7 protein-coding genes are annotated in these 6,957 nt (G+C 67.2%); 2 read left to right on the top strand and 5 right to left on the bottom strand.

The annotated features are described in order from the left end of the window. From arcS to ACFQEU_RS09180, 3 genes are all read right to left on the bottom strand, one after another. Positions 1 to 1,560 (bottom strand): archaeosine synthase subunit alpha (arcS, locus tag ACFQEU_RS09190; RefSeq protein WP_379781428.1); only part of this gene is annotated, 1,560 nt, incomplete at its 3' end. Positions 1,561 to 1,661: 101 nt separating this feature from the next. Further along, a complete protein-coding gene (locus ACFQEU_RS09185; protein ID WP_379781426.1) occupies positions 1,662 to 2,708 on the bottom strand; it encodes a polyprenyl synthetase family protein in 1,047 nt (348 codons plus the stop codon). Next, entirely contained in the window at positions 2,705 to 4,057 is a 1,353-nt protein-coding gene (locus ACFQEU_RS09180) for an RNase J family beta-CASP ribonuclease (protein WP_379781424.1), read from the bottom strand. The genes ACFQEU_RS09185 and ACFQEU_RS09180 overlap by 4 nt, the downstream gene beginning before the upstream one ends. A 324-nt stretch (positions 4,058 to 4,381) precedes the next feature. Between ACFQEU_RS09180 and ACFQEU_RS09175 the strand changes: the two genes are divergently transcribed. Both ACFQEU_RS09175 and ACFQEU_RS09170 read left to right on the top strand, forming a co-directional pair. Beyond that, on the top strand, positions 4,382 to 4,624 hold the full coding sequence (locus tag ACFQEU_RS09175; protein ID WP_379781422.1) for an LSM domain-containing protein: 243 nt from the start codon (positions 4,382 to 4,384) through the stop codon (positions 4,622 to 4,624). Then, the gene (locus ACFQEU_RS09170; protein ID WP_080505266.1) at positions 4,621 to 4,797 is read left to right on the top strand and encodes a 50S ribosomal protein L37e; all 177 of its coding nucleotides are present in this window, start codon (positions 4,621 to 4,623) and stop codon (positions 4,795 to 4,797) included. The genes ACFQEU_RS09175 and ACFQEU_RS09170 overlap by 4 nt, the downstream gene beginning before the upstream one ends. Positions 4,798 to 5,200: 403 nt before the next feature. On the opposite strand, the gene ACFQEU_RS09165 is transcribed toward ACFQEU_RS09170, so the two are convergent. After that, positions 5,201 to 5,476, bottom strand: coding sequence for a hypothetical protein (locus ACFQEU_RS09165; RefSeq protein WP_379781420.1), 276 nt, complete (start codon positions 5,474 to 5,476; stop codon positions 5,201 to 5,203). Further along, complete coding sequence (locus tag ACFQEU_RS09160) at positions 5,476 to 6,669, bottom strand: aminotransferase class I/II-fold pyridoxal phosphate-dependent enzyme (RefSeq protein ID WP_379781418.1); 1,194 nt, start codon at positions 6,667 to 6,669, stop codon at positions 5,476 to 5,478. The genes ACFQEU_RS09165 and ACFQEU_RS09160 overlap by 1 nt, the downstream gene beginning before the upstream one ends. Positions 6,670 to 6,957: the final 288 nt, after the last annotated feature.

Here is a 6,957-nt window from a genome sequence, read left to right as displayed (position 1 = left end):
GCCGGCGAGGGTGAACGAGAGCGTGCCGTACTGCGGCACCATCGTCGCGAGCTGGGTGCCCGGCTCGCCCTCGCGCCCGCCGTCGTCGTCCGCCCACACCTGGAGCTTCGGGTAGCGGCCGGTCGTCCGGATCCGCGCGTCGCTCCCGTCATCGCCGAACACCGCGTCACCCGCGGCGTCGCCGAGGACGTAGTCGGCGATCGCTCGAACCGTATTGTGCTCGCGCTCTCGCTTGCTGTAGGCGGGTTCACCCGCCAGCGCCGCGTTCAGCTCGCCGAGCGACTCGTCGGTGGTCGGATGGTCGACGCAGGTGTACTCGAACGGGACGTCCACGGCGGGGTCGGACGCCACCCGCTCGCAGATCTCACGGTAACCGTCGGCGGGGACGTGGGCGATCACCCTCGAGTAGTCGTTACGCTCCAGGTAGCGCCGGAGCACCTCCGCGACGAACTCGATCTCGGCCTCGCTCCAATCGCCGGTGACGACCGAATCGTAGTGTTGAGCCGGATACGTCGTCTCCAGCTCCTGTGGCACCACGCCGATCGGCGACGTCATCGAGACGGTGTGACCGCGCCATGTGACGGCGTCGTGGAACTGGCGGTGGCTCTGAGAGTCGCTGTAGGGTTTCGTCGCCGAGCAGGGAACCAACACGAGCGGCTGGTCGGAAAAGCGGTTCCGATACCGGCTCGTGACCCGGTCGGCGAACCGCTGGATCTCGACGCGGTCGAGCGTCTCGGCGGAGGCGGCGGTGAGCTCCGCGTCACGGAGGATCGGCGTCCGCTCCTCGAGATACCCCCACTGGTCGTCGAACAGTCGGAGCGTCGCGGTGAGCCACCCGTCGTGGCGGGCCTGTCCCTCGAGGTAATCCCGCAGTCGACCGGCACGGACCCGTTCGCGGACCCGCCGGAGCTCGGCGGCGAGAGCGTTGACGTTGTGTTCGGCACAGTCCGCGCGGGTGAACGACGCCCGTGGTTTCGCGCAAGCCGGGCACGCACAGGGGAGCTCCGTCAGGTCCTCGAGGAAGTGCTCCGCGTCAGCGGTGAGGTACTTCCCCTCAGCCCCCTTGGTCCGCGCGAGCGACCCGTCGACGAGGTCCACGCCGGCGGCGACGAGCGTGGCGACGTTCGCGGGCGTGGCGACGCCCGAAAGCAGGAGCGCGGCGTCGGCCGGGAGGGCCGATTTCGCCGAGAGGATCGCGTCGCGGAACGCTTCGCCGTGGCCGACGAAGCCGGACGCGTCGGCGACGACGTACGCGTCCGCACCCACGTCGCGGGCACCCTCGCTGTCGACGACCACGGCGGTCGGGGCGTCGATATCGGGGTGATCGACACGGAACGATTCGCGGACCTCCTCGCGGGTCCCGGCCGGGAACGAGCGGTGTGGGAGCACCGTGAGTGCCGTCTCGTCGGCCTCGGGCACCTCGCGCTCGGCAGTCCAGAGGCTCCCGGCGTCGGTGAGGAACGAGTCCGCGAGTGCGGGCGTGGTGACGGGATCGGCGAGGCGTACCTCCCCGAGCCGAGCCGCACCGTCCCGCTCGTGGACCTCGAAGTAGTCGGTCATACGTCTCCTCGCCGGGGAACGCTCAATTCTCTTGTGTTCCGCGGCCGTCCCGTCGTCGCGGGTGACTCGAACCGGAACGGGAGCGCTCGCGGCAAGCGCGGTCAGTAGCCGCGGGTGATGAGGTAGTCCGCGAGGTCCTCCAGCAGGCTCCGGGAGCCGCCCTCAGGGAGCGCTTCGAGGTGTTCTTTCGACCGGGCAGTGAGCTCCGACGCCGTCTCGCGTGCGTACGAGATCGACCCCGACGCTTCGAGCGCCGCGACCGCGTCGTCGACCTCCGCTTCCGTCACCTCGGCGGGGGTCTCGGCATCGACGAGCCCGTCGACATCGACGCCCTGCTGCCGGGCGTGCAGCGTTATCAGCGTCTCTTTCCCCTCGACGAGGTCCGAACCGCGCTGTTTCCCCAGCTCTACGGACGGGACGGTCAGGTCGAGCACGTCGTCTTGGATCTGGAACGCCCGCCCGGAGTCGATACCGTACTGATAGAGCGCGTCGGACACCTCGTCGTCGGCACCGAGGAGGACCGCAGGGGTGGCGGCGGCCGCCCCGTACAACACCGCGGTCTTCAGCTCGACCATCTCCAAGTACTCCTCGGGGAGGATGTCGTCGCGCGACTCGAAGGCGACGTCGAGCGCCTGTCCCTCACAGATCTGCGTACAGGTGGATGCGAGCAGCCGCATCGCCTCCAGCCCGTTAGTCGGGTCCGAGCCGGTCTCGGTCATGATCTCGAACGCCTTCGAGTACAGCGTGTCGCCGGCGAGGATCGCCGTCGACGTGTCGTACTGCTCGTGGACGGCAGGGACGCCGCGGCGGAGGTCGTCCTCGTCCATGATATCGTCGTGGATCAGCGTGAACGACTGGATCACCTCGATCGAGACGGCGGCACGCATGATGTCGACCGGCTCGCCGTCGAGGGCGTCGAACTCGCGGAAGTCGGCGCCCATCGGGTCGGTTCCCGTGACCGCCTCTGCCGCGAGCGTCGTCACCGTCGGACGGAGACGCTTCCCGCCCGCGTCGAGGATGTAACGCGAGGCCTCATAGAGGCGCTCGGGGTGCCCGATCGGTAACTCCTCGTCGATAGCGGCGTTGACCAAGTCGCGCCGCTCGCGGATGGCGTCGAGCACCCGCGCCTCCGTGGTCTCGTTGGTCATTCGACGAGCTGGATGGTGTTGCCGTTCTGCGTGACGTGGACGTCACGGCCGAGCTTGTACCCCTGCGAGCTCGCGAGGTCGACGTACGGCGAACGACCCTGCAGGTCCTGGTGTGCCGGGATGAGGTGCTGTGGCTGAAGCGCCTGCAGCATCTCGTAGTGACCCTCCTCGCGCAGGTGGCCGGAGACGTGGATGTCGTCGTAGAGGCGTGCGCCCTGCATCCGGAGCAGCTGTTCGGACTGGTAGCGCTGCCCCTCGTTGGTCGGTTCGGGGATGACGCTCGCGCTGAACACGACCTTGTCGCCGTCCTCCAGCTCGTACGGCGTCTCGCCGCGACCCATGCGGGTGAGCATCGCGCGCGGCTCGCCCTGGTGGCCGGTGACGATGGGGAGGAAGTTCCCCTTCCCCTCCTTCATGATCCGCTTGAACGTTCGGTCGACCGACTTGCGGTGGCCGTACATGCCAACGTCGCCCTGGAAGTCGACGAAGTCGAGCCGCTCGGCGGTACCGGAGTACTTCTCCATCGAGCGGCCGAGAAGGACCGGCTGACGGCCGATCTCGCGGGCGTACTCGACAAGCGTCTTCACGCGGGCGATGTGGGAGGAGAACGTCGTGGCGACGATCCCGCCCGAGTAGTCCTCCATCGACGTGAGGGTGTCTTTCACGTGTTTTCGGGCGAACGACTCCGACGGCGTTCGACCCTTCCGGCCGGCGTTCGTACAGTCCTCGATGTAACAGAGGACGCCCTCGTCCTGGCGGCCGATCTCGCGGAACCGGTCCATGTCGATCGGGTCGCCGATAACGGGAGTGTGGTCCAGCCGCTTGTCGAGCCCGTAGACGATCGCTCCCTCGGGAGTGTGGAGGACCGGATTGATCGCGTCGATGATCGAGTGGGTGACGTTCACGAACTCCATCTCGACCTGCTCGGAGTCGCCGATCGCCATCGTGCCACCGGCCTCCATCTTCACGAGGTCGTTGTCGACCTGGAACTTGCTCTCGTCGGCGATCTGCTGTTTGACGAGCTCGATCGTGTACGGCGAGCCGACGACCGGCGCGTCGTAGCGGTGGGCGAGCTTCGGGATCGCCGCGATGTGGTCGAGGTGCCCGTGAGTCGGAACGATCGCCTGGACGTCGCCCTCCAGGTCGCTCATGATCCGATCGTCCGGGATGGCACCCATGTCGATCAGGTCGAGGCTGTGCATGTTCTCGGCCTCCACGTTGTCGTGGATCAGGACCTTACTCAGGTTCAGGCCCATGTCGAAGATGACGATGTCCTCGCCCGCTCGGACCGCCGTCATCTGTCTGCCGACCTCTTCGAATCCGCCGATTGTCGCGATTTCTATTTCCATGGTGTGGTGGTTCGAACGCCGTGAAACGGCGTCTATCACTGATACCCCGCAAAGGAGCCGTCAGCCCTGGCGTCTAACCGCGCGTCGGTGAGGGCCCCGCTACGGTCGAGCCACGTCGGCCCACCGTGTCCCGCGGGAGTGTGGTGTTCGATGCTAGATGGGCCCATCTTAAAAACTACGGGGTTCTGTATCTGCCGGACGGGCTGAGATCTGAGGGGTCCACGTGGCGGACTGACGCGCAACCGCGTTATTACGGCCGGTTCAGTCGGTTTCCGTCGGGTCGTCCCGGTATTTTTAATAGCGCGACGGGCGGCGGGGTAGGTAATGAGTGGACGACCCCTCGACGTGCTCGAAGCGTCGCTCGAGGAGCCCGTAACGGTACACCTGAAGGACGGAACGACGTACTACGGGATCCTGTCCGGCTACGACCAGCACATGAACGTCGTCATCGAACCGGAGACCGGCGTCGACGACCGCGTCGACGGCGAACTCGACGGCGAGTTCGCGGTCGCCATCGAAGACACAACGATTATACGCGGCGATAACGTCGTCACGATCAAAGCATGACCGGCTCCGGTACGCCCTCTCAAGGGAAAAAGAACAAGACGGTACACGTGAAGTGCCGCCGCTGTGGCGAGAAGTCCTACCACCTCACCAAGGAGCGCTGCTCCTCGTGTGGCTTCGGCAAGTCCGCGAAGCGTCGCGACTACGCCTGGCAGTCGAAAGCCGGCGACAACTGACGGCGACCCTCGACAGTTCTCCGCGCGCTCCGATCTGAGAGCGGTAGCGGCGGGTGTCTGTTCGTTCGGTTCTGTTGGTGCTGTTGAACCCCTTCGGAGTCGATGCGAACTCCGCGATGAGTACCGGTTGAGAGGTACCCGGCGATGGGACGGATCTCGTGGAAAACTCTCAGACGGTCTCCGTTCTCGCGGCCATTCTTGACGGCCTCGCCCGGGGGACAGGTGCCCGCTGTTGCTCCGGTTGTAGACCGATCGACTCTCCCGTGTTGCTGACGCTGCTATCTGTCGCTTCGCCAGCGTTCCAGACTCCGTACACCGTTCGAGAACTCACGGGTCGCTGGGTCGAGTCCGTTGATCGGTGTGATACACTTACCCGGCGGCGGCTCCCCGATCCGCAACTGCGTTAGGGGTGGAACTCGTCCTCGTACTCCGCTTCCTCCTCGTCGTCTTCGTCCGGCGGTACGAGCTTCCCCGTGAGGATGTAGCTCGTGATGAACAGCGCGATAAACCCGACGCCGACGGCGGCGGTCGTCCGCACCACGAACGGGAACTCGATCCACAGGAAGTAGCGGTCCGCGACGAAGATAGCGACGATGGCGACGAGGATCGCTTTCTGCTCGTCCGTCGGATCGCGGACGAGGCCGACCACGTCGGCTTTGAGCTCGTCGGCGAGCCCCATCAGGCGTCACCCCCCGTCGCATTGGGGTCGATCCCGCTCCCGCCGGGCCCGTCCTCGATCACGCGGCTCACGCGGTCGAGTCCCTCCTCCAGCTCGTCGGTCGGGAGGCCGAACCCGATCCGGAACCGGTCGGGAAAGCCGAACAGATCGCCCGGCGCGAGCACGACTCCTTCGCGCTCGACGACCGCGCGACAGAACTCGCGACCGCTCTCGAACGCCTCGGGCACCGTCGGAAAGGCGTTGACACCGACCGGGTCGTACCAGTCGAGCTCGTGGCGGGCGACCCACTCGGCGACTCGCTCGCGATGGTCGCGGGCCAGCTTGCGGTTCTCCTCCAAGATCCGCCCCTCGCGCCGGCCGAGCGCTTGCTTCGCGACGTGCTGGCCGAACAGCGACGGGGAGATGGTGGTGTAGTCCTTCCACTGCCAGGCACGCTCGACGAGCGGCTCCGGGCCGGCGATCCAGCCGAACCGGAGCCCCGCCAGCCCGTACGCCTTCGTGAGACTAGTGGTCGAGATGCCGTGAGCCCCGAAGCTCGCGACCGGGGGCTGTGGCTCCTCGGCCAGCAGCCGGTACACCTCGTCACACAGCAGGTACGCGTCGTGGTCGGCGGCGACATCGTACACCGCGCGCATCGCCGACTCCGCGTGGTACCGGCCGGTCGGGTTGTTCGGGTTGTTCACGACGACGACGGCGGTGTCCTCGCGGACCGCGTCGGCGACGGCGTCCGGGTCGAGCCGCCACTCCGGCGGCTCCAGCTCGACCCGCGTCACCTCGCCGAACGCCTCGGGCACCGCGTGAAGCGCCTGGTACGTCGGGGTGACGACGACCGCGTGGCTCCCGGAGCCGATCCCGTCGCGCTCTTTCCCGTCGTCCCCGGTCCCGGCGTGTGCTCCGTCGGCCCCTTCGCCGATCGGGTCGTCGGTCGCCACGAGCGCGAGGAACGCGAGGAAGTTCGCCTCCTGGGTACCACAGGTGAACAGTACCTCGTCGGCGCTCCGCCCGTATCGCTCACCGACGCGTGCCCGGAACTCCGGGTCGCCGTTCGTCGGGATCACGTACCCCAGCTCGCCGGGGTCCAGATCGAAGCGGCTCGCGTCAAGCGAGCGGATCCCGCTTTCGGCCAGCATGATGTCGGCCTCGTGTTCGTACTCGGCGAACCAGCGCTCGAGGCCGAACGGGTCGATTCGCATATCCATGACTCGGGCCGGCGCGAGGTTAGGTGCTACGGTCGCGGACAGCACCCTTCGCTCACGCCTCCGGCCCTGTCGCCGAAGCCGCGTCGCTTCCGTTCCGCCGCCGACACCGCTTTGGGCCGCCGTCCCCTTCCATCGATAATCGATGCCTCCCGGACAAGCAGAGTCGGCCCCGCCGACCGCCATCGCCGATGCCGGCTCGCTCTCACCCGACCGCCTCGTCGAGCTCGCCTCCCGCGTCGAGAGCGAGGCGGACGCCAGCCTCGACGTGTTCGCGCCCGCGAC

The sequence above is a fragment of the Halorubrum tibetense genome, from assembly GCF_042661865.1.
Classification (GTDB): Archaea; Halobacteriota; Halobacteria; order Halobacteriales; family Haloferacaceae; genus Halorubrum; species Halorubrum tibetense.
This window is presented reverse-complemented; position numbering and strand designations above follow the sequence as displayed.